A 23182-nucleotide genomic window follows, 5' to 3' on the forward strand; every position below is an offset into this window, starting at 1 on the left:
GTAATTGAGTAATTATTAATCTTTCTTATTCCCTATCATTTAATAAGCTAAAGAAATTCCAGCTCCCCATCCCATATCACTGTCATAGTGGGCACGAATGCTTACATTTTTATTAAGAATATACTTTAATTCGGTCATGTATTCTTTGTCGGTATTGACCATAAAGCCTCCTCTCAATCGTTTTGAGATTGGAATATCTTCTCTCATCAACTGTAAACGAACAATACCGTCATGATATACTTCTGCCTGAAAGTTCACAAGCATCGGAAGAGTATACACGAAACCTAAGCTGACCGCTCTTCGGGTATCTTTTTCATTCTTTTGTCCAAAGATATTTTTCTCCTGCTCATCTATTCCCATTTTTCTATAACGGAAGTCGAATCCTACAAACGGCATGAACCACTGCATCTTCCCGATGTATCTTCCCAAATGCGTTTCCACTTCATATCCGTGCATATCATTATAACCTAAACGCCATTCTGTAGAGAGGTTCCATCTTGCATTCTGAAGCATTGCATCCCCGTCATTTCCATTGGTTGCAAAGTCATTCTGAATCATAAAATGAGGCATATTGCTTTCTTTCTGAAGCATGTTATAGGCTTCTTTTTTGTCTGGTAAATACGGATTTTTATAATCATCCACCGCAAAAACCCTGTTCATTCCTGCCATCATATGATAAAGAATATGGCAGTGGAAGAACCAGTCTCCTTCTTCATTAGCCTGAAATTCAATTGTATCGGTTTCCATTGGCATCACATCCAGTACATTTTTAAGGGGAGACTTTTCTCCTTTGCCATTAATCACTCTGAAATCAAAACCGTGTAAATGCATCGGATGCCTCATCATGGAATTATTATAGATAGTGATCCGTAATATTTCTCCTTTTTTTACAGGGATTTTATCGGTTTCAGATAAGATTTTATTATCCATGCTCCACACATAGCGGTTCATATTTCCGGTGAGGGTAAATTTTAATTCCTTTACCGGAGCATCTTTAGGAAGTTCTGTATTATGAGGAGATTGCAGCATGGCATAATTCAGGGTTTTAATATTGCCTAAAGCATTGGCATTATACCTGTTGCTATCCATGTTCATTTCCTTATCCATTCCTTTATCAGCATTCATATTGTGCTGGCTGTGATCCTGCTTCTTCTTGCCATCACCTGTGATCTCAGGGTACATCACCACGTTCATATCCATTTGGTTAAGGCTCATTTTCATACCCATATCATTAAGATCTCCGTTCATTTTCATCATGTCATTCATCATTTTCATTCCTTCAAAATATTTAAGTTTGGGAAGAGGAGAAATAAGCTGTTTGATTCCATTACCTACGAAGTAACTTGCAGACTGGGTTCTGTCTTCTGTAGTGGCTAAAAATTCATAGGAAACGCCATCCTGAGGAATGGTTACTACGATATCATAAGTTTCTGAAACAGCAATAATGAGTCGGTCTACTTCTACCGGTTCCACATCGTTACCGTCATTGGCCACAACGGTAATTTTACCTCCTGCATAGCGTAACCAGAAGTAGGAAGAAGCTCCTCCGTTTGAGATCCTTAACCGTACTTTATCTCCTGCTTTGAGTTGTTTGCCATCTACAGTTCTTAAATCTGTACTGTTATTTCCATTGATTAGTACTTTATCATAATACACATCACTTACATCCATGGCCAGCATGCGTTTCCACTCATTGGTCAGTTTTGTTTTAAAGTGACCTTCCTTAATGGCTTCCACGTAAGACTGTGTGGCATTTTTCTTAATCGCTGCCCAGTCATTTGCGTTATGCAGCATTCTGTTGATATTATCAGGATTCAGATTCGTCCATTCACTTAGAATAATTGGGACAGTCGGCAGGTCATCAATTCCTTTTCTGAAGGTTTTGTCATCCTCTCTTTTTTTCATGACGAAGCTTCCATACATCCCAATCTGTTCCTGAAGCCCGGAATGGGAATGATACCAGTGTGTTCCGTGTTGAATAATCGGGAAACGATAGGTATAGGTAGCGCCAGGCTTTATAGGCTTTTGGGTCAGCCATGGCACCCCATCTTCTTTATTGGGCAAAAACACTCCATGCCAATGCAGTGATGTACTTTCTTTCAGCTGATTATGCACCACAATTTCTGCGGTATCTCCTTCTGTAAAAGTAAGAGTAGGCATTGGTATCTGTCCGTTAACGGCGATGGCTCTTTTTTCTTTTCCGGCATAGCTGACCAGGGTATCTTTTACATATAGCTCATATCGTACTACTTTCTGTGCTAAAACACTTTGCCAGCAGAAGAAAATCAAAACTGCCTGAAGTAATCTTATGGTGATATTCTGAGGTATATTCATTGTATTATTTTTATTCATAAACTTTGCTCTGCTCTTTTAACCATTCGGTCATTGTTTTAATTTCGTCATCACTCAGTTTTGCTTTTCTATGCATTAGAGTGTAAGACGACAATGGCATTTGTCTGTTTATAATCTGTTCTTTTATTGAATTCAACAATCTTTCCTGCTTCCGGTTGGAATAGGTTTCCCATTCACTGAAATTCAGGTCTTTTTTTGCATCTTTAATATGGTTTTCTACAAGTGCTCTTGCAGGCTGTATATAGTCGTACCAAACATAATCGGTATTGTTACTATGACAGTCATAGCAGGAATTCCGAAACAGAGTTTGTACTTCAGCCGGCATTTTATATACTCTTGTAAAATCTTTTGTAACAGCCTTGCCTTTGTCTATATTAAAGGCGGGCTGGTACAATTGTATTGCAATAAAAAGAAACAGAACAAATACCAAAACTCTTTTCAGTATTTGTTTCATTCTCAGAACTGTTTTTTCACAGAACCACAGCTTAACATCTGATTTCCATAATAAGGATTTTTGATGTCTTTGGTTTCACTGATCCATACTGCTCCTTTACCATCATTATACATTGGGCAATGATCCTGATACAGTTTTTGAGAACTGCCAAATAATGTGATAAGATCCGAAACATCTTTACTTAAAGAAGCCAGATGCTCACGCTGATGATCAATTTTTCCTGCATTATCACCGATGTGTTCTGCATTTTCCTTTGCGTTGTCTGCTATTTCTTGATACTCTTTTTGTTTACTGGAAGGAATACTTTTCACATCCACATTCTTGATGGTCGCCAGTAATTTTTTTCCTGCATTGGCAGCTCCCTTGTCATTGTCTGCAACAAGTGCATTTTTAAGGGCTAAATAATCTTTAACAATAGGTTCAATGCTAAAGTTTTGGGTTTGAGCCTCTGTTTTAACCGGTTCAGGTTTCTGATCCGGAGTGCTTACCGGTTCAGCAGAAACAACAGAATCCTGTAATGGTGCTGTCTTTGTTTCAGATATAGATGTACTGTCCTGTGCTTTTAGCTCAGTGTTTTTGTTTGGGGATTGTTTGCAGGAAATTACGGCTGTTAATATGATGATTGATACTATTATATGTTTCATTGTATTGATACTTACTTATTAAAAATTTTATTACTTATTGCTAATCGTTTCCTGAACACTGCCACAGGTAAGCATTTTGGACCCGTAAAACGGATTTTTGATAGCCTCTTCTTTGCTAAGCCAGTTTGCTCCTTTTCCATTATTAAACATTGGACAATGCTGGTAATACAACGTTTCGCTCTGTTTTGAAACTTTGGTAAGAGCATAGATATTTTCAGACAGAAGTGCAAAAGTGCCTCTCTGTTTTTCAATGTCTTTAGTAGTTGCTATCTTTTCTGCCTGTGCTGTCAGGTCTTTTAAAACTTTCATCCAAACAGTATGTTCTTCATTGGAAAGTTTTCCCATTTCAACATTCTGAATGGCTTTTACCAAAGAGGCAGCCTTTGCCGATGAAGTCCCAGCATCAGTGTTTACGAGAGCATCTTTTAAAGAAAAATAATTGTCAAAAACCGCTTTAAGCTGAGATTCGTTTTTATTTTCAGAAGTGTTAGCCTGAGTCATTTTGCTGTGATCATGATTGGCGTGTTCATTATTCATATTCATCTCCTGATCTTTATTCATGCTGGCAGGTTTTAATTCTCTTTTGTACTGGCAGCAGCCTGCTAATTTATTGTAAGCATCGTCCGAAGCTAAGAATTTTTCACTGTCATAACCGGCTAAAGCAATACGTTTCAGTATTTCTTCCTGATTTGTTTTTTGGGCATCATAATTCAGGGTAGCCATTTTGGTATCTTCATTCCATACTACGGATGAAATATTCTTTAGATTCCCGGCTTTTTCGATATTGGTTTTACACATATCACAATTGCCATATATTTTTACCGTCTCTGTCTTTGCATTTTTTATCTGTGCAAAGCCTATGGTGTATGATAGTAATGCAGTGATTACCATCAATATTTTTGATAATGATTTCATTTTTTGATTTTTAAAAATTGATAATTGGAATACAACAGATTGTCCGAAAACAACAGTTTGCTTCCGACAAGACCTATTTCTGGCTGTACGGCCAGTTAATTATCCTATTTTGGGAGGTTGCCAGATAGAAGAAAACCCTGAAGAATAATAGGTTTGACTGAAACTGAATTTAAGTTTCGTTTCTTCTCTGAAATGATTTTTGATTTTCAGATCGGCCATAACAGGAAGCCCTGTTAATGAGATCACTGTTCCGCATCGGCAGGAATTGTGTTTGCATTTGCCGTTACAGTCATTATGGTTTTTATCTTTTTTACAAAAACCGGGTTTACAGCAGAATTTATCTGATAAACTGCTGGTCTGACACTTATAACCTAAGGTTTCATCCTTTTTTATATCTTTCTTGGTACACGCAAAGCCTAAGTTCGGTACTAAGAAAAGCACCAGACAAAGGACAAGAATGTGGCCGATATGTTTGTTATAAGTTTTCAACCAAACAAAGTTACAATATTTATCATTTATATCTTTTTTTATGAAATAATTTTTGTGAATTTTTCTGCAGCTTGATATTATTTACAAAAAAATCAATGTTTTTCTGAAAAGAAAATTCCTCAGGGAAAGCTTGCAACAAAAGAATTTATCTCATCATAGAATAAAAAAACCGGTACAAAAAAATTTGTACCGACTCAACCATTATTAAAAACTAACGAAAAAGATTATTGGTCTGAATACTGAAAAAAATAAGTGTGAGTCAGGAAGCCGGATGCCGGAAAGAGAGGGCTCCTTTTGGGGGTAATTATGACCGTCATTAGATTAACAAGGATGAAAATGTATCTATGAGCGTAAAGTATTAAAATAAATCACTTCAGTTCTTCTTCAATACAAGGAACATCTCTCCTCTGACATCCATTCTTCCTTCCCACAATCAATTTTTAAACATCTTCAGATTGTATAATCCTATTATTTCTTTATAAATCTATTTTTATATTCTGTTCCATCTGTGCTTTTAGACACAATGATATAATTTCCTGGTACCAGACTGCTTACATCAATCGCCTGGTTATATCTGTGATCTGCTTTCTTCAGGACAAGTTTTCCGGACATATCAATGATGATAACTTCCTTATAAACTTTATCCGATTCTTTCCCAATATAAAGGTGCTGTGCCGTAGGATTAGGATAAATTTTCAGATTATTATCTTTTATTTTTGTTTCTCCTGTTCCCAGATTGCTGCAGAATTCCCAATCCCCGAAAGTCACCTCAACAAATGCAAACGGGTCTAACATCTCACATTGATCCGGACAGTATTCCGTACAGGCATAAAATCCGTATTTCCCTGAGCTGGTTGCAACGTAGGTATCACCTACTACACCTGCAATAATACAAGGATCTCCTGCTACCGGGGGATTACTTCCGGGTACGCATTTAAACCACGTGTGTTTGCCATATACCAGAGGAAATATATTGTCAAACTGTACTGAAGCTCCGTTGCAGACCTTCACTGTTCCCATATTTTCTTCATAGGTGCCCGGTGTATAAGTAGTCATCATTGCCGGCAGTCCATATACAAAGCCATCTGCAAATGCTGTAGGACTTTCTGCTGTACAGTCGCCCTCAGAAACCACTACTTTAAAATAATTCAACTGATCGTTCCCACTAATGGTTAGCTGCTGAGATGTTGCTCCCGGAATAGCTACCCATGGATTATTATTAGGGGTCTGCCAGGTCCATTCCTGTTTGTACCACTGATACGTTGTGTACGTCTGTGTCGTGGAAAGAACCTCATCTTCAGTATTACAGAATAAAATCGTTCCCGGATACTTTTGTCCAAGTCTTGCACTGGTAATTGTGGGTGTACATTGTGCTTTAATATTCAGAATGCTGAATAGTACCACCACTAAAAAAATTAGTTTTGTTTTCATATATATAGATTATTAAGTTTGGTGTTGTAAAAATGGTCTGCCTTAATCCAGCAGTACTCTTATTCCGAATTTCATATTAAACTGAAGAGGTTTTTCTTTATAAATGGTATTGGGAGCATTTTCTTCTTTAAAATGGTATCCTATTCCCGGTTCTGCATAAATTCCAACTTTATCAATAAGCTTCAACTGAAGTCCTACAGCTGTATTGACAGAAAACTGCAAAGGTTTAGGCTCCACACGTTCTTTTGAGGACTCCTTAATTTGATCATCTACAACATAAGTTGTTGTAATATTGCCTGCTATTGGTTTTTCTACCAGCGCTCCAGCTGTAATATATCCTGTGAATTTCCCTTTTTGAATGACATTATAATTAACTTGAACAGGAATTCCTATATAATGAACTGTCTGATCTCCTTTAATATAATTATTGTCACTTCCGGAATGCAGCTCAGAAGACAGCTTGGTATAATTCAGCCCTGTTCCTATTCCCCATCTTTTCCCCAAATTATGGTAAACGGAAAGCCCGAATGTCACCGGTACTTTATGTCTGATTCTCGCTTCTACCGGCTGACTTTGATTGGCCAGTAATATAGCCGTCAGAGGATCATCATGATATTCGGCCGTAGCCCATACCTGCTCTACATTCATCGCTTTTCCAGTGATTGAAGCATAACCCGGAAACTGCTGTTCTGCAGAATTGGAACCCATATTTCCTGTAAGCATACCTAACATCCATGATTTTTTATCTCTGGATTTTGTGGCTTTACGCTGTGTATTTTCAGCATAGACTTCCTTTACTTTTTCCTGATTAAAAAGAACCTCATCAGAAGTCTGTTCTTTTACAGTTTCTTTCACGGTATCATCAATAACTGATGTTTTCTGAGCGATCTTACTTTCCTGCTGAAAAGACTCCGATGCTGTCGGAAGCTTGAAGACATCCTGGATCTTCTGATTGTTTCCAGCCTGATTTTCCGCTCCATTATCAGCATATCTTTGTGTCAACGTTTTCTCCGAAGCACCGGTGTTCAATATATTTTCAGCTAAAAAATCATCTGTTTTTGATTTTACTTCACTGCCTGAAACATTCTCATTTTCTGTAGTTTCTACATAATTTTTTTCCTTTTCTCCTTTCCCATCTGCCGGTTTCTGAGACAGAGTTTTTCCGGTATCATTCTGGGGCAGTATTCTGGTCAGCAAAAACAATAATGCAATGGCCGCTGCAATCCCTCCAACGCGATAAAATATGGATCTGTTTCCTGCATTTGTTCCCTTTTCTTTCTTTGCTCCCCCTTCATGAATCTCAGGAATAAATCCGGGAATGCTGTTATTTTCTTCTCCAGAAAATAATTCATCTTTAATGTCATCCCACAACCCTTCCGGAACGTCCTCTTCATGGTCATCCATTCTGCTTCGCAGATTATTTAGCCATTCGTTATTCATATTGTGCTTTTTTTGACATTTTAAATTCTTTTATTTTCTGAGCAAGCATTCCTTTTGCCCTGTGAAACTGTGACGCAGAAGAATTTTCTGCAATCCCCAGCAGTACTGCAATTTCTTTATGACTTTTTTTCTCAAACACATACAGATTAAAAACAGTTCTGTATCCATCAGGAAGTGCTCTGATCATCATCATAATATCTTCACGGGGAATCTCCTCAAAATCCGGTTCTTCTTCATTAGGAATATCGGGAAGATCATCTACTTCTACAGCAGATTTAAAATCTCCTTTCTGCTTGATATGCTTCAAGGATTCATTGACTGTGATACGGGTCATCCAGGCTTTTAAAGAACCATTTCCTCTGTACTCAAAAGATTCTATCGAACGGAACATTTTAATAAAACTGTTTTGGAGTACATCATGAACATCTTCTTTTTCTGCCAGATAACGGGAGCACACATAGGACAGATTTCTGGAATAAGCTCCAAAAAGCTCTTTCCAGGCAGCTTCCTCCTTTTTCAGAAGGTGCTTTACCAAAATCTGTTCTTTACTTTCTTCCATATAATGCTGCTGCCTCCGTATCCGCTGGGATGTTAAACTGTCAAGCAAAAATAGATTGCATCTTTTTAATAAGGCGCAATCCATTGATGATAATATCTATTAATTAATTTTTTATACAGAATGGAAAATTATAATCAATCACCTCATAAGGAGTAACCAATGTACCATCTACTGTAATTTTTTCTGCTGTGAGAGCATATCTAAGCGTTTGATCCAACCCTACATAATATCCTTTCTGCTTAGAAACGAATTCTACCACTGTCTTTTTATTCACACCGTCTACAGGAATCTGAAGTTCCATTGTTTTCGGGGTCAAAGTAAGCTCTATCACATTATTCGCTGTATTGATTACTGCAGCATATTTAACGTCATATTTCACTTTTCCCAGTGCTTGTATGGCTTTTTCTGCTTTTACAGGATCTTTTACCACAGTCTTTACAATATCACTTATTGGAAATTCTGCAAATGAGATCGTGTCTTTCTTTACTTTGAACTCTTTTACACCTTCTCTTTTGATATTTCCCTGTACAATAATCAGTTTTCCTTTATAGTTACCTGGTAAGTTTTCTATTTTTACAGGTGGAATATCCGGTCCTTCATTATCATTACATGAGTATAGGGTAAATCCTACTAAAACCATTAAAACTGTTATAAAAAATCGGGGTACTGTCAATTTTTTCATTGCATTACATTTTCGTTAAACATTAATTATTTTCGAGTACTCATCTATATAAATCCTGTTTTCTGAAAATCTTGCATCCTTTTCTAAAAAAAGAATAAAAAAAAATTATAACCAATTGATTTTGTGAATATAAAATTTCATCATCTCATTGCAAATTCCGTACCTGTTATCAAAATGAAGCCCTATTTATCTTTTATAAAACAGCAAAAAGGAAACTACATGACATAGCTTCCTTTTCATTATTTACCAATTGTATTTTATTGTACTCCACCGCCAAGTGCTCTGTAAAGATCTACCTCAGCATTTAATTTTTCAAGGGTCACATTGATGGCTTCCAGATCATTCTGAAGCTTATTATTCTGTGCAGTGATAACTTCCAGATAGGTCGCCATCCCACTTTTATACAGCTTCAGTGCATCATTGATTCCTTTGTCCAGAATAGCTGTTCTCTGTTCTAAAAGCTGTAATCTTTCTGAAGAACCTTTAGATTTCGCCATAGCATCGGAAACTTCTCCCACCGCAGTCATTACCGACTGTTTAAAATTGATGGCCGCTTTTTCCTGTTCAATTAAAGCAGTATCATAAGCTGTTTTCAACTGTTTTTTCTGAAAAATAGGGGCAGCAAGATTGGCAGCAATTGCTTTGGTAATAGATCCGGGAATATCAAACCATGAGCTGAATTTATTGGAATTTACTCCTATCTGCGGGCTCAGACTAATACTTGGATACATAGCGGCTTTTGCTAATCCGGTTTTGGAATTTAAACTGATAACGTTAAACTCTGCCATCTTCAGATCTGGTCTTCGGCTCAGCAGTTGCGCTGGTAATCCTTCTGACAGTTTATTTTCAGGAATCATTGTTTTCAGATTTCCTTCTCTTTCTATTCCTGTTGGATATTCTCCGCAAAGAATACTCAATGCATTTTCCTGAACAGAAATATTCTGTTTCGCCAAAGGAATAAGCAACTCAGCGGTTTTCTTCTGCGCCTCTGACTGCTGAACGGCTAATGAATTAATCTGCCCTGCTGTAAACTGAAGATTCATCATTTTAAGTGTATTGTTGCTCAGCTCAATATTCTGTTCGGCTATTTTCAGCTGTTCATCAAGGCTGATCAGATTATAATACGCCTGAGCAACCTGAACAACAATTCTGCTTTTGATGGCATTTAAATTTTCTTTTTGTCCAAAATATTCTGCAGCTGCAGATTCTTTCTGCATTTTCGCTTTTCCCCAAATGTCTACTTCCCATGAAAGTCTCAGGGCAGCACTGAAATCATCCATATATTTTGTACCCACAAACTGTTCATTCAGAGAGCCGTTAAGCGTATTAGTGGAAGCCCAGCTTCTGTTGGCACCTGCTGTAAGATCTAATGTTGGCATCAGCCCCAGCTTAGCTTGTTTATAAATCAGATCCAGCTGTTCTATATTTTTCAAAGCGATATTCACTTCATTATTTCTTGAAAGGGCTTTATCTATTAAACCGATCAATTTGGGATCTTTGAAGAAAGTCTTCCATGGCAGTACTACCGTATCTCCTGTTACCTGTACAGATTCTTTATAGGTTTCGGGAATCTGAAGATCTGTTCTTGTATATTTTTTCCCTACAGCACAAGACATCAGTAGTGATGCCATTGCGCCTGAAATAAGGAAATTCTTTATATTAAATATGCTCATTTGTCAATTGATTTTCTGTTGTAGTATACTTCTTTTTGGTAGAGAATTTCTCATCCAGATACTGAAAGAACATGTAGAGTACAGGAATTACAAAAACTCCTAAAACCACTCCGCTCAACATTCCCATGGCAGCACTTGTACTGATGGATTTGTTTCCTGAAGCCATTCCTCCTGTAGAAATCATCAGCGGAATCATTCCGACAATAAAGGCTAATGAAGTCATGATAATCGGACGTAATCTTGCCTTTGCTCCTTCCAGTGCAGAATCCAGAATGGAAAGACCTGCTTTTCGCCTTTGTATGGCAAATTCTACAATAAGGATCGCATTTTTGGCCAGAAGCCCGATAAGCATAATCAATCCTACCTGTACATAGATATTATTATCCAGCCCGATTGCCTTTATTCCTAAGAACGCTCCTACAATTCCCGTTGGGATAGAAAGCATTACGGCCAGAGGAAGAATATAACTTTCATATTGAGCTGCCAGCAACAGATATACAAAAAGTAAACACAGTCCAAAGATGGCAATCGTCTGGTTACCTGCTGATTTCTCTTCCAGACTCAATCCGGTCCATTCGTAGCTGTAGTCAGATGGTAATTTGCTTAAAGTCTGTTCCAGCTTGCCCATTAACTCTCCATTACTTACTCCAGGTTTTGGAGATACGTTGATATTTAACGAGTTGTAAAGGTTGTAACGTTGAACGGATTCCGGACCGTAGACTTTTTTCAAAGTGATCAGTGTATTTACCGGAACCATATCTCCTTTTTCATTCTTTACGAAAATATCGTTAAACGCCTGCTCATCCATTCTGAAAACTCCGTCCGCTTTAATATTCACCCTATAGAACTTCCCGAATCTTGAGAAATTCTGAGACTGATCTCCTGAGAAATAGGTCTGAACCGTTCCCAACAGGTTTGAAATGCTTACTCCCAGTTGTTTTGCTTTATCTTCATTCACTTCAAGCTCCATCTGAGGGTAATCTGCCCTGAACATGGTGTAGGCAAATGCCACTTCCGGAACCTGCATCAGCTGGCCGATCAATTCATCTGCTTTGGCTTTAAGAACCTGAGGATCTCTTCCCATACGGTCCTGAAGGACAATTTCGGCATCATTCGTCATTCCGTATCCTTCTACCGGAGGCATTCTGAAGGTCATCACACTTCCTTCTTTGATCACTCCCAGTTTTGCATTCGCCATATCTACCACTTCCTGAATGTCCTGAATCTCACCTCTTTCTTTCTTAGGTTTCAGCTTAACAAATCCCATTGCATAAGCGGGTCCTGCACTGTTACTAAGAAGGTTATATCCGGTAATGGAAGTATTTTCCTGCACTGCTTCTACTCCTTTTAAGATTTCATTGATCTTGTTGGAAACTTCTGTCGTTTTGGTCAATGCTGTCCCAGGAGGCATACTTAACGTGTACATAAAGAATCCATCATCTTCCATCGGCACAAAACTCTTAGGTGTGCTTGACATCAGCCAGCCTGCAACCCCGATAACGGCTACGATTAATCCTCCTGCAATCCATTTTCTTCCTATTAAAAAGCGTACTCCTTTTGCATAACGATTGGTCATATTATTGAATCCAGCATTGAATGCTACCGCAAATCTTTGCCCGAATCCTTTTGGTTTTTTACCTTCTCCTGAGTGATTGTTTTTCAAAAACACGGCACACAAAGCCGGAGTTAAAGTCAAGGCGTTAACCGCTGAAATAATGATCGCAATGGCTAATGTATAGGCAAACTGCTTATAGAATAATCCTGCAGAACCGGACATAAATCCGATGGGGATAAATACTGCCGACATCACCAATGTAATGGAAATAACCGCTCCTGTAATCTCACTCATTGCTTTATGAGTAGCTTCTCTTCCTGAAAGATCTGTCCCTTCCATATTACTGTGAACAGCTTCCACCACTACAATGGCATCATCTACTACAATCCCGATGGCCAGTACAAGGGCAAAAAGGGTCAAGACGTTGATCGTAAATCCTAAAACCAGAAGGAAGAAGAAGGTACCGATAATCGCTACCGGAACGGCTACTGCCGGAATAATCGTAGATCTGAAATCCTGCAAGAAGATAAATACCACGATAAATACAAGAATAAATGCTTCTATCAATGTTGATTTCACCTGTCCTGTAGCTTCATCCAATCTTTCTTTGGTACTCATTACCTTCGTATATTTGATACCCGGAGGGAATGATTTTGATAATTGATCAAGGGCTTTGTTTACTCCAATTTCAATTTGATTGGCATTAGATCCAGTGGTCTGCATAATGGCTACCGTAACCGCATTTTTCCCATTGGAAAGGTTATCTCCGGTATTTGAAATCGCTCCGAATTCTACACGGGCTACATCTTTTAACCTGATGACCTGGCTTCCTGTATTTTTAACGATAATATTTTCATATTGTTCAGGCTTGTTCTTTTTTCCTTTATATCTGATAACATATTCTAAAGCAGCATCCGATTCTTCTCCCAGCTTACCCGGCGCAGACTCCAAACTGTGGTCTGCAATGGCTCTGGAAACATCTGCCGGTTCAAGTCCGTAAGAAGACATTTTCTGAGGGTTCAGCCATATTCTCATGGAATAATCTTTCAATCCGAATACCATGGCCTGCCCTACTCCTTTTACTCTTTTTACCTGCGGAATAAGGTTGATATTCGCATAGTTCTGAAGGAAAGTTTCATCATACTGTTTATTATCTTCAGTATAAATATTGAAAATCAACACCATACTGTTCTGCTGCTTGGAGGTGGTCAATCCCATTCTCACTACTTCTTGCGGAAGGATCGGAGTGGCCTGCTGTACCCTGTTTTGCACATTTACCGCAGCTTGATCGGCATTCACTCCCTGTTTGAATATAATGGAGATGGAAAATGTACCATCATTACTTGCGGTGGATTTCATGTATTCCATGTCCTCCACCCCATTGATCTGTTCTTCCAGCGGCGTTACCACAGAACGGATCACCGTTTCACTATTTCCTCCGGGATACGATCCTGAAACAGTAATCGTAGGTGGAGAAATATCCGGAAATCTGGTCACCGCCAGCTGGTTTAATCCTATAATCCCTAAAATGACGATGATAAGGGATATTACCGTCGCCAATACCGGACGGTCTATTATCTTTTTTAACATTTTTGAATTTTCTAAGAATGGTTATACAACTATTTCAAAGGAACGGTGTGTGCTACCACCTGTGCTCCGTCTGTAAGGGCATCAATTCTGTTGATGGCAATTTTATCTCCTGCATTCACACCTTCTTTGATAAAGTAATCCTGAGAAGTACTTCCTGAAACGGTAATCTGAGTCATTTTTACTTTATCCTTACCATTCAGTTTATAGACAAAGAATCTGTCCTGAATATCTTTTACAGATGTTTTCGGAAGTCTGATCACTCCGTTCAGGGCATTGTGAATCATAACTCTAGCTGTTCCTCCGGCTCTTAACAATTTATCAGGATTTTGAAAAACAGCTTTCATCTGGATGCTTCCAGTGTTTCTGTCGAAGTTTCCGCTGGCAGTTTCCAGTTTCCCTTTAAGAGAGTAAGTGGAACCGTCTGCCAGGATAAGCTCTACATTTTCTGCAGTATTTCCTGATGCCGATGCTTTGCTGTGCGCAATAAAATCAGCTTCATTCATTGAAAAGTATACATTCACACTGTTGATGCTTGAAAGTGTTGTCAACGGAGAAGCATCTGACGGGCTGATAAGGTTTCCTACTCTATTGGGAATTCTACCGATGTATCCGCTAACCGGAGCTTTGATGTAGGTAAAATTGGCATTAATCTTTGATGATCCTAAGGATGACTGTGCCTGTGCTACCTGTGCCGATGCTGCTTTGTAACTTGCCTGTGCTGTTTTCAACTGCATATCGGAAACTACTTTTCCTTCTACAAGAGGTTTCAGCTTTTCCACTTCAAGTCTTGCTGTTTCCTGGGCTGCAATAGCAGATTTCAAGGCGGCTTCATTGGTATTTACCTGTTCGTTGTATACGGATGGATTTATTCTGAAAAGGGTCTGTCCTTTGCTTACATACTGTCCTTCTTTGATATATACTGCTTCCAGATATCCTGTCACCTGTGCTTTAATATCTACATTATCCTGTCCTTCTATGCTTCCCGGATATCCTGTAGACACATCTGCATCTCCGGACTTCACCTGGATAAAATCTGTAGGCAATGCCTGCTGCATCTGCTGAGCATTTTCCTGGCCGTTCCCGGAACCGCATGAGTACAATATCGCTGCAGCTGTAAGTGAAAGTACCAGATATCCTTTTCTGTAATTCATAACATTGGTTTTTAAATTTTACAGGAGCAAAATAACTTCATCTTATAGTGATATTCATTCAGAAGTTGGGTGAAGTGTCGTTAATCGCAGGTGAAACGTATGATAGGAAAAATGAAAAGAAAACCGCTATTTTCGTTTATTATTGTGATAAAAAAGAGATTTTCGGGTGGAAATAAGAGTGAAATCGCCAAAGAGGAATTAAGGCATTTCATAAGTGAAACAAAAAAGATTGCCTTAGGTAAAAGCAATCTCGTTTATATTTTTAAAGAATTAATAATCCATCCAGGATTTGAAAATGGAAGCTTTTTCCCGGCTTACAATGACCTCCAGATCAGGCTGTTTCCTCAATTCAAGCTTTAATTTTCCGTTAAAATGATTAAAAATCTGTTTTACAGAATTGATATGGATGATAAATTGTCTGTTGGCGCGGAAAAAGAATTTAGGATCCAACTGTTTTTCAAGTTCTTCAAGAGTTTGCGGAACATTTTCTACCACTCCGGTATTCAGCATCGCTTTGCTGATTCCCAATTCGGTGTAAAAGTATAAGATATCTTCTGCCAGAACGGTTTTATATCCGTCTCTGTGTGCGATCAGAAAACGTTTTCTGTAGTCTTTCGGCTGGATATAATTCAACAGTCCTTCAATGGCTGTTCCTACTACCGGAACGGATTCCATAAAGGTTTCATAGCGTTTTAAAGCAGCATCCAGTTCTTCTTCTTCAACAGGTTTCAGAAGATAATCCACACTGTTGTATTTGAATGCCTGTACTGCATATTCATCATATGCTGTGGTAAATATGACAGCACTTTTAACTTCATGTTTGTTAAATATTTCAAAGCTGAGTCCATCTGCCAGGCGCACATCCATCATGATAACATCCGGAACCACATTATTTTCCAGCCAGTGTACCGTTGAGGTGATCGAGTCTTCCACAGACAGAATTTCGATATGTGGTCTTAACTTTAACAGCAGTCTTTTTAATCTGTCAGCATTCGGTCTTTCGTCTTCAACGATTAAAACTTTATTAATCTTCATATCAATGGGAGTTTTACAATAAATTTATCTTCTGTTCTTTCAATCACAGGTTTAGGATATCCTAAGATTTCGTACCGTGCAACAATATTGGTAAGCCCTACTCCTGAGGAATCCGGCTTATTGATTAAGGGCAGAAATGTATTGGAGACTACCAGCTCGCCCTGAGCATTCGTATAAACATGAATTTCCAAAGGATTTACCTTTGAAGTCTGGTTATGTTTAATGGCATTTTCAACCAACAATTGTAAAGACAGTGGAAGGGTAAATTTGGATCTGTATTCTTCTTCAATATCTATTTTGAATATAACGCCTTCGCCAATTCTTTTTTCAATCAGAAAAATGTAGGATTCTAAAAATTTGAGTTCCTCTTCTACGGCAATGATGTCTTTTTTGGAATTGACTAAAAGATATCTGTATACTCTTGCAAACTTCTCAGAATAATCATAGCCCAGCTGTTGGTCTTCCAGAATGAGTTCTGACAATACACTTAAATTATTGAAAATAAAATGAGGATCTATCTGCAGCTTAAGAGCCTGAAGTTCAGCAGCCATCGCAGCCTGCTTATGTTTGGAAGCCCTCAGTTTATGTTGAGCCGCTTCTACTGCTGTTTTTTTCCAGTTTTCCAATAAATAATCTACGGTATTAAAAGCACTGATAATCAACGATATTACAATATTGGTTGCAATCCATTGTCCCAGGAGTGTATATTCTTTGCGGGAATCCATTTCGGGTAATGTCACTGAGGTACAGTCTACGATAGCATTAATAATGATCACGATCATCACACTTCCTACGATCTGGAGCAAGCATTGGATGAACAGTCGTTTTACGGTTCTGTTTCTCCAGGGAAGCCACTTATTGAGTGTTCTGTCAATAAATATACTTACCTCTGAAATGATGATGGAAAAAAAGACAATCCATGTGGCATCTTCCAGAATCATCTTCATGGGAGCGTCCAGATATCCTTTCCAAACAGGATCAAAGGGATCAATAAGGTAGGAGAAAACACAGAAAGTGACTACAGCCAGAGCCCAGATTACGAGCCTCCTTTTCATGGTGGAAAGAATCTTCTTATTCCGTACTATATTTTTCCTGATGGTAGAAATCCTATTCATATCCGGGATTTTATGAATGTAAATATAGAAATAGATTTTATATGAGTATCCTCCATTTTAGACGAGACCGCCAAAACAGGACATGAAACGTAAAATAACAGTGTTCAAATGGATGTGACGGTTCATCACCTGAAAAAGACATTTCATCATCATTTTATGCAACATCACATCATTTTTAGAGTAAGGGAATAGCTGTCTATCATAGTTTTGTGGTATTAAATCCGGTACAATGAAAACATTAATTGTCTGCACAGATTTTTCCCAGGAAGCTGAAAACGCCACTCATTATGCAGCTTCTATGGCTAAAGAAAATAAATACAGGGTTATCCTTTTTAATCTGCAAACCGTTTCTATCCATGCTTTGAATGCACAGGCTTCAGCTGATTTTTTCTACACTCAAACGATTAAAAATCAAAAACATCTGGAGGATAAGGTAGCTGAGCTTAAAAGATTATATGCTGTCGAAACCCAACATCATCTGGCTTCCGGCAATTTTATTGAAGAGCTTGAAAACTGTATGCAACTCCACGAATGTGATTTTGTGGTGATGGGAATGGCGGAGAAAACACTGGAACAAAAGCTTTTAGGAAACAGTGTGACAAGGGCCATTCACAGAATAAAAAAACCGATACTCATTATTCCTGCCCACATAGAATATACGGGAATCCGAAAAATACTTTTTGCCTATGATACTCACAAAAGCATGACCTGGTCTGCCATGAATGATATTTACCATTTTATTAATGAGTTTAATGCTGAGATTGAGGTATTCAATGTAAGTGAAAGATTAGAAGATTTTGCTGAGGTTATTCATGATATTGACCTGAACTCGGGATATGATCTGGATGATATCAAGTACAGTTTTAAAATGATTCAATCTATTGAAGTGATCAAGGCGATTGAAGAGGAAATAAGACTGACGGGGCCAGACCTTTTAACCATGGTTCCTTATAAATATAATCTTGTGGAATCCCTGTTTCATCGAAGTAAAACAGCCATCATGGCTTATAAGAATAAAATACCATTACTATCAATTCCCCTAAACATAGATTAAGCATCAATAAAAATCTGTTCACATTTGAATTATCCTTTTTGCCTTTAAAGGCTAAATTTTACACTTAATCTTGTTTAACAGGACCGGAAATCTCTTTCCGGTCCTATTTTTATTTTAATTTTAAAAAATTATTCACTCTAAATTATTTTGTCAGAGCCATTAGTGCTTCATAATAGTTTTCCAGTAAATCAGGATTACCATTCAAAAATAAATAAGGCTCTATAAGCTCCAATTCCATTAAATGAAATACATTATTGATTAAAACGCCATCTACTCTTGCATAAAGAGTTTCTTCCGGAAGACTTTTCAAATACAACCCCGCTTGTTCTATATGCAAAGGATTCGGTTCAGGATAACTGATGCTTCCTCCATGATAATGCTGCACCCTGAAATCTCCCTGTTTAGGTGTTTTTAATGAACAATGACTGTATTTTCCATTAAAAAACAGAAATGACCATTCTCCATTTTTAATCTCCTCTACAAAAGGCTGCACCATATAATCCTGCTCTTTCAGAAGGGTTTCAATTTCTGCAGAACGTTCGTTGAAATTATCTTTGCTTACAGTAATTGTATTTTGTGCTCCGGCACTTACACACGGTTTTACCACCAATTTTTCAGTATTAAAATGATCAAAAAAATGTTTTCCCAATACAGATCCTTTTTCAATATATTCTGCGGGAATTACAGGAAGATCTTTTTCTTCAAGATCTTTCAGATAATGCTTATCACTGTTCCATTGGATGATCTCAACAGGGTTCAATACTTTTATTCCTGAATTTTTGAGGTTGTTCAGCCAGTTCAGGAATTCACTTAAATGATTGTGATAATCCCACGGAGATTTGATGACAACTACATCATAGCTGTTCCAGTCTACATTTGGATCATTCCAGATGGTGGGAACGATGTCTAATCCTTTATTGAGTAAAAAATTAATCAGTTCCGTATCCTCATCGTTGGTTACTCCCTGTAAAAATTTTTCTTCTTTTTTATAGCCTGTGATTGTGATTTTCATGCTTCTGTTCTGAGTTTTATTTCTGATTCAATTTCGGAATATTCTGCCCATAAACAGAGACACAGATCTTTTTATTTTGAAGGATACAATTGGGTATTTTGCCGGAAAGAAAAACAAATTAACACATTCTATTTATTTGAGTATCAAAAAGTCGTAAATTTAGTAAAGGATAAAAACAGTGTTTTCCCTCTTTTTTATAGTTGTGCCGTTAGCTAATTTTGTTCCATAAAATTAAAAACCATAAAAATGAAAACTTCCTTTTTTACTAAGATTTTATCTCTGCTTTGTGCAGCATTTATTTTGACTTCTTGTCTGATCAGCTGCTCCGAACCTCCTAAAGAACCCGTTAGCAACAGTTATAAAAAGAAACTGATCAGCTATCGTGAAGGCCGGGTTCTTTTTGATGAGTACACCAGAACCAATCATGAAATTCTCATGAAGTACAGAAACGGTGAACCCGATTCGCGATGGTACTGGTTTTCGCTTGAAGATATGGAAGGTTATATTAAATATGTAAAAGAAAATGCCAGAAAACAAAAATTAAAAAATCCGGGAATCAGGATTTACATGGGAAAATATCCAATGAATCATCCTAAAAACAGAATGGCAAAACCTGAATATGCAGGCTATCAAACCATATTTCTGGTTCCTACCGCCCAAAAAAGAGAAAGAGACAAGGCCATGGCCAGATCAGCAACAACTGAAGAAAATACAGATGTTCCTTCTATAGAATCTATGAACATGACCAATCTGGCACCTCCACCAAAAACGTTATCCGGAACAATGCCTTAAAAAACACAAAATTATGAACTGGAATATTGAAACAGGGAAACAGATATCGATGATCATATCCATTATAGTGATGATTTTAATGATCATAAAATATAGAAAAACCGGAAAGGAAAATTTATTTTTTATCATTGGATATCTGTTGTTTTCCCTGATTGATATTTCCTGTTATTTCTATTTCAAGCTGACAAATCTGCCTACGGACATCTTTTATGTGATTGGTTTTTTAATGATTGTCTTTTTTCTGTATTTATTTTATTATTACCAATTACTGTATGTTCCGCTGCTCAAAAAGATACAGATGATTATTCTGATTCTTTTTGTGCTCAATATTGTTGTTATGTTTTATACAGAAGATGATCTGCTTCATCATTTTTCTTTTAATATGCTCTATGTAGATATTCTTCTGTTGCTGTTTTCAATTATTTTGTTCCTGTACCAAACCTTTAATTCTGACAAAATATTAGAAATTAAAAACTATTTACCCTTCTGGATATCAGTATCTTTAATGATATTTTTTATTGGAAGTATTCCGATACTTTTTTTCAGAACTACTGTTTCGGAGACTATTTATTTCTTTATTTTATTTATGCTGAATCTGATCAGTAACGGGATAATTATATTAGGTTTAATCTGGAATAAACAGGAAAGAATAAGATAAATGCTTTTCAGATATGGAAGAGAATAATTTGGTCATCATCTTTACGATTACTTTATTCATCGTTGTACTGACAATGATCTTCATTTATGCGGTCTTTATCAAGAAAAAAACAACACTGCTGATTGCGCAAAAAGAAAAAGATCTTCGGTTTGAAAAGGAACTGGCGACTTCTCAGGTAGAAATGAAAGAACAGACCCTCAATTATATCGGGCAGGAATTGCATGATGATCTGGGACAGAAACTATCCGTCGTTCGTTTGCGCCAAAACCAACTGATTACCAAACTCCAAAATACAGAAAAAGAAGACCTCATCGAACTCAATGAATTATTGGGCGAATGTATACAGGATATCAGAAACCTGTCTAAAACATTGATTACTGAACAGATCATTCATTTCGGACTGGCAGAATCCATTGAAAGAGAAGTTAAAAGGATCAAAAAACTAAAATTATTGAAAATAGAATTTATCACCCAAAAACAGGATATTGATATTTCTCCCAAACATGGCCTGATCCTTTTCAGGATTATTCAGGAAAGTATTAACAATATTCTGAAACACTCCAAAGCCAAAAATGTTTCCATACAAATGGAGGATGATTGTGAACAACTACACATCAGTATCTCAGACAATGGAAAAGGCTTTGATACAAGCATTATTCAGGATGGCTCAGGATTGAAAAATATGGAACTGAGAGCCAAGCTGATTCATGCCGAACTGTCTATACACTCAGAACTTAATAAAGGAACACAAACATTGATAACCTATCATAAAAATTTATTATGAAAACTATTCCCATAGCGATCGTTGATGATCATACCTTAATCTCCAAAGCACTGGAGAATATGATCACAGAAAACACTCAATATCGGGTCATTATGAATCATCCCAATGGAGAAGAATTTATTGCTGGTGTGGAAAAGGCTTCAGAATTACCTGCTGTAGTACTGATGGATGTTAATATGCCTTATAAAAATGGTATAGAAACTACAGAATGGCTTACAGAGCATTATCCCGATATTAAAGTCATTGCCCTTACCATGGATGATGATGAAAGAATATTAATTAAAATGCTTAAAGCAGGCGCTAAAGGCTATCTGCTGAAAGACATGCAGCCCTCCATTCTTTTCCAGGCTATTGATACGGTATTTGAGAAAGGCAGCTTTTATACTGATTTTGTGGCTCAAAAGTTATTAAAAGTAAAAACAGAAGAGGCCAAAAATGCATCTCTGCTTTCAGAGCTGAAAGACAGAGAGAAAGAGTTTATCAAATGGGCCTGCAGTGAACTCACTTACAAAGAAATAGCTGACAAAATGTGCCTCAGTCCAAAAACTATTGACGGCTATAGAGATTCGGTTTTTGTGAAACTGGATATAAAAAACAGAGCGGGTCTGGTGCTTTTTGCCATGAAACATGATCTGTGCTAATTTAATTTTCAACCTTATTATTACCTGAAAAAACAAACATCTTTACATTCTTTTTATGTATCCGGCAGCTTTTCAAGCTGCCGGATTTTTTCTTCATAACCCATTCATATACAAATAAAAAGGTGTTTTTCCTTTTTCAAAATACGGTTTTCTCCTCTGTTTTTGTCCTTCGGAATGATGGAATTTTGTCATAGAAAAAAACACAGAAAGGCAGCCCCCGAAAAGCCGAAACAGAGTAGGGAATATTTTTAAAACTAATACAATGAAAAAAGCACTTATCGTAGGTATTAATGATTATGCACCCATCGGATACGGAGGTCCCGATCTTAACGGCTGTGTAAATGACGCGAGAGACATGGCAAATACATTGGTTATCTGTGGTTTTAGTCCGGCAAAGATTAAAATCCTGACCAATCAGAATGCTACAAGAGCGAATATATTGAACTATCTGAAATCCATGATCAGCACAAGTGTAAAAGGAGATTCTCTGGTTTTTTATTATTCAGGACACGGAACCAGAGTGGCTAATATAGGATCAGATCTGGAACTGGATGGTCTGGATGAAGCTATTTGTCCGCACGATTATGCCAATAACGGAGTGATTCGTGATGATGATTTTAAAACCGTTCTCAGTAAGCTAAAAGCCGGAGTGAATATGGAAGTCATTTTCGACTGCTGTTATTCCGGAACTGGAACCCGAAAAATGGATCTGGGACTGGAAGCAGATTTTCTGAATGAAACCGCTCGTTACATTCCTCCAATGCTTGAGGATGAATTTTATCTGACATACGCCAGTGAAATGGAGACTTCTAAAAGTTCAAAAAAATCAACTGTTCTTACTAAAGCCCTTGTGCCTGTTACCGGAATGAATCACACGTTATGGGCTGCAGCGAAAGACAATCAGGTATCGATGGAAGGAAATATCAGTGGACAAATTCGAGGGTATTTCACCTATCATTTCTGTAAAATATTGCGTGCTACGAATGGAAATATCGTCAGAAAAACTCTGGATAAACAGGTTGCTATCGCCTTAGCCGCTATGGGAGCAGCGCAAATTAACCAGACGGAAAGCATGACTTCAGAATTTTCACAAAAAATATTCACTTAATCATACAACCATTACGGCGGAATCCGAAAAGCCATCAAAAGAGTAGGA

21 protein-coding genes are annotated in these 23182 nt (G+C 37.5%); 6 read left to right on the forward strand and 15 right to left on the reverse strand.

Translation table 11 applies throughout. The features are described from left to right. Window positions 1-39: 39 nt before the first annotated feature. From ACMA47_RS10665 to ACMA47_RS10730, 14 genes are all read right to left on the reverse strand, one after another. Entirely contained in the window at window positions 40-2334 is a 2295-nt protein-coding gene (locus tag ACMA47_RS10665) for a multicopper oxidase family protein (protein WP_413929771.1), read from the reverse strand. 10 nt (window positions 2335-2344) lie between these two features. After that, window positions 2345-2806 (reverse strand): heme-binding domain-containing protein, encoded by a 462-nt coding sequence (locus tag ACMA47_RS10670; protein WP_413929772.1) that lies wholly within the window; start codon window positions 2804-2806, stop codon window positions 2345-2347. Window positions 2807-2808: 2 nt separating this feature from the next. Continuing rightward, entirely contained in the window at window positions 2809-3450 is a 642-nt protein-coding gene (locus ACMA47_RS10675) for a DUF3347 domain-containing protein (RefSeq protein WP_413929773.1), read from the reverse strand. A gap of 30 nt (window positions 3451-3480) precedes the next feature. Next, window positions 3481-4365, reverse strand: coding sequence for a DUF3347 domain-containing protein (locus tag ACMA47_RS10680; protein ID WP_413929774.1), 885 nt, complete (start codon window positions 4363-4365; stop codon window positions 3481-3483). Between the two features lie 99 nt (window positions 4366-4464). Further along, window positions 4465-4854: a hypothetical protein gene (locus tag ACMA47_RS10685; RefSeq protein WP_413929775.1), complete on the reverse strand. Its 390-nt coding sequence runs from the start codon at window positions 4852-4854 to the stop codon at window positions 4465-4467. 468 nt (window positions 4855-5322) lie between these two features. Beyond that, window positions 5323-6285 (reverse strand): T9SS type A sorting domain-containing protein, encoded by a 963-nt coding sequence (locus ACMA47_RS10690; RefSeq protein WP_413929776.1) that lies wholly within the window; start codon window positions 6283-6285, stop codon window positions 5323-5325. Between the two features lie 42 nt (window positions 6286-6327). Further along, window positions 6328-7725 carry an outer membrane beta-barrel protein gene (locus tag ACMA47_RS10695; RefSeq protein WP_413929777.1) on the reverse strand — a complete coding sequence of 466 codons (1398 nt, stop codon included), beginning with the start codon at window positions 7723-7725 and terminating at the stop codon, window positions 6328-6330. After that, window positions 7718-8284 (reverse strand): RNA polymerase sigma factor, encoded by a 567-nt coding sequence (locus tag ACMA47_RS10700; protein WP_413929778.1) that lies wholly within the window; start codon window positions 8282-8284, stop codon window positions 7718-7720. Before ACMA47_RS10700 ends, ACMA47_RS10695 begins: the two co-directional genes overlap by 8 nt. A 103-nt stretch (window positions 8285-8387) precedes the next feature. Beyond that, complete coding sequence (locus ACMA47_RS10705) at window positions 8388-8966, reverse strand: DUF4840 domain-containing protein (protein ID WP_413929779.1); 579 nt, start codon at window positions 8964-8966, stop codon at window positions 8388-8390. 257 nt (window positions 8967-9223) lie between these two features. Beyond that, window positions 9224-10639: an efflux transporter outer membrane subunit gene (locus tag ACMA47_RS10710; protein WP_413929780.1), complete on the reverse strand. Its 1416-nt coding sequence runs from the start codon at window positions 10637-10639 to the stop codon at window positions 9224-9226. Then, window positions 10626-13784 (reverse strand): efflux RND transporter permease subunit, encoded by a 3159-nt coding sequence (locus ACMA47_RS10715; RefSeq protein ID WP_413929781.1) that lies wholly within the window; start codon window positions 13782-13784, stop codon window positions 10626-10628. Before ACMA47_RS10715 ends, ACMA47_RS10710 begins: the two co-directional genes overlap by 14 nt. Window positions 13785-13813: 29 nt before the next feature. Beyond that, entirely contained in the window at window positions 13814-14935 is a 1122-nt protein-coding gene (locus tag ACMA47_RS10720; protein ID WP_413929782.1) for an efflux RND transporter periplasmic adaptor subunit, read from the reverse strand. Window positions 14936-15205: 270 nt separating this feature from the next. Beyond that, entirely contained in the window at window positions 15206-15970 is a 765-nt protein-coding gene (locus ACMA47_RS10725) for a LytR/AlgR family response regulator transcription factor (RefSeq protein ID WP_413929783.1), read from the reverse strand. Next, window positions 15967-17085: a sensor histidine kinase gene (locus ACMA47_RS10730; RefSeq protein WP_413929784.1), complete on the reverse strand. Its 1119-nt coding sequence runs from the start codon at window positions 17083-17085 to the stop codon at window positions 15967-15969. The genes ACMA47_RS10725 and ACMA47_RS10730 overlap by 4 nt, the downstream gene beginning before the upstream one ends. A gap of 229 nt (window positions 17086-17314) precedes the next feature. Here ACMA47_RS10730 and ACMA47_RS10735 point away from each other — a divergent pair, with 229 nt between their 5' ends. Continuing rightward, entirely contained in the window at window positions 17315-18139 is an 825-nt protein-coding gene (locus ACMA47_RS10735; RefSeq protein WP_413929785.1) for a universal stress protein, read from the forward strand. 142 nt (window positions 18140-18281) lie between these two features. Here ACMA47_RS10735 and ACMA47_RS10740 read toward each other — a convergent pair whose 3' ends face one another. Beyond that, window positions 18282-19151, reverse strand: coding sequence for an ATP-grasp domain-containing protein (locus tag ACMA47_RS10740; RefSeq protein WP_413929786.1), 870 nt, complete (start codon window positions 19149-19151; stop codon window positions 18282-18284). A gap of 246 nt (window positions 19152-19397) precedes the next feature. On the opposite strand from ACMA47_RS10740, the gene ACMA47_RS10745 reads away from it, so the two are divergent. The 5 genes from ACMA47_RS10745 to ACMA47_RS10765 all read left to right on the forward strand — a co-directional run bounded on the left by ACMA47_RS10745 (window position 19398) and on the right by ACMA47_RS10765 (window position 23134). Further along, entirely contained in the window at window positions 19398-19943 is a 546-nt protein-coding gene (locus ACMA47_RS10745; protein ID WP_413929787.1) for a hypothetical protein, read from the forward strand. A 13-nt stretch (window positions 19944-19956) separates the two neighbouring features. After that, a complete protein-coding gene (locus ACMA47_RS10750; protein WP_413929788.1) occupies window positions 19957-20601 on the forward strand; it encodes a hypothetical protein in 645 nt (214 codons plus the stop codon). 13 nt (window positions 20602-20614) lie between these two features. Beyond that, entirely contained in the window at window positions 20615-21385 is a 771-nt protein-coding gene (locus ACMA47_RS10755; RefSeq protein WP_413929789.1) for a sensor histidine kinase, read from the forward strand. Further along, window positions 21382-22026 carry a response regulator transcription factor gene (locus ACMA47_RS10760; RefSeq protein WP_034691955.1) on the forward strand — a complete coding sequence of 215 codons (645 nt, stop codon included), beginning with the start codon at window positions 21382-21384 and terminating at the stop codon, window positions 22024-22026. The genes ACMA47_RS10755 and ACMA47_RS10760 overlap by 4 nt, the downstream gene beginning before the upstream one ends. A 262-nt stretch (window positions 22027-22288) precedes the next feature. Then, window positions 22289-23134 carry a caspase family protein gene (locus ACMA47_RS10765; RefSeq protein ID WP_413929790.1) on the forward strand — a complete coding sequence of 282 codons (846 nt, stop codon included), beginning with the start codon at window positions 22289-22291 and terminating at the stop codon, window positions 23132-23134. The last annotated feature ends 48 nt before the right edge of the window (window positions 23135-23182 follow it).

The organism is Chryseobacterium sp. T20, from assembly GCF_047345655.1.
In the GTDB taxonomy this organism is placed as follows: Bacteria; Bacteroidota; Bacteroidia; order Flavobacteriales; family Weeksellaceae; genus Chryseobacterium.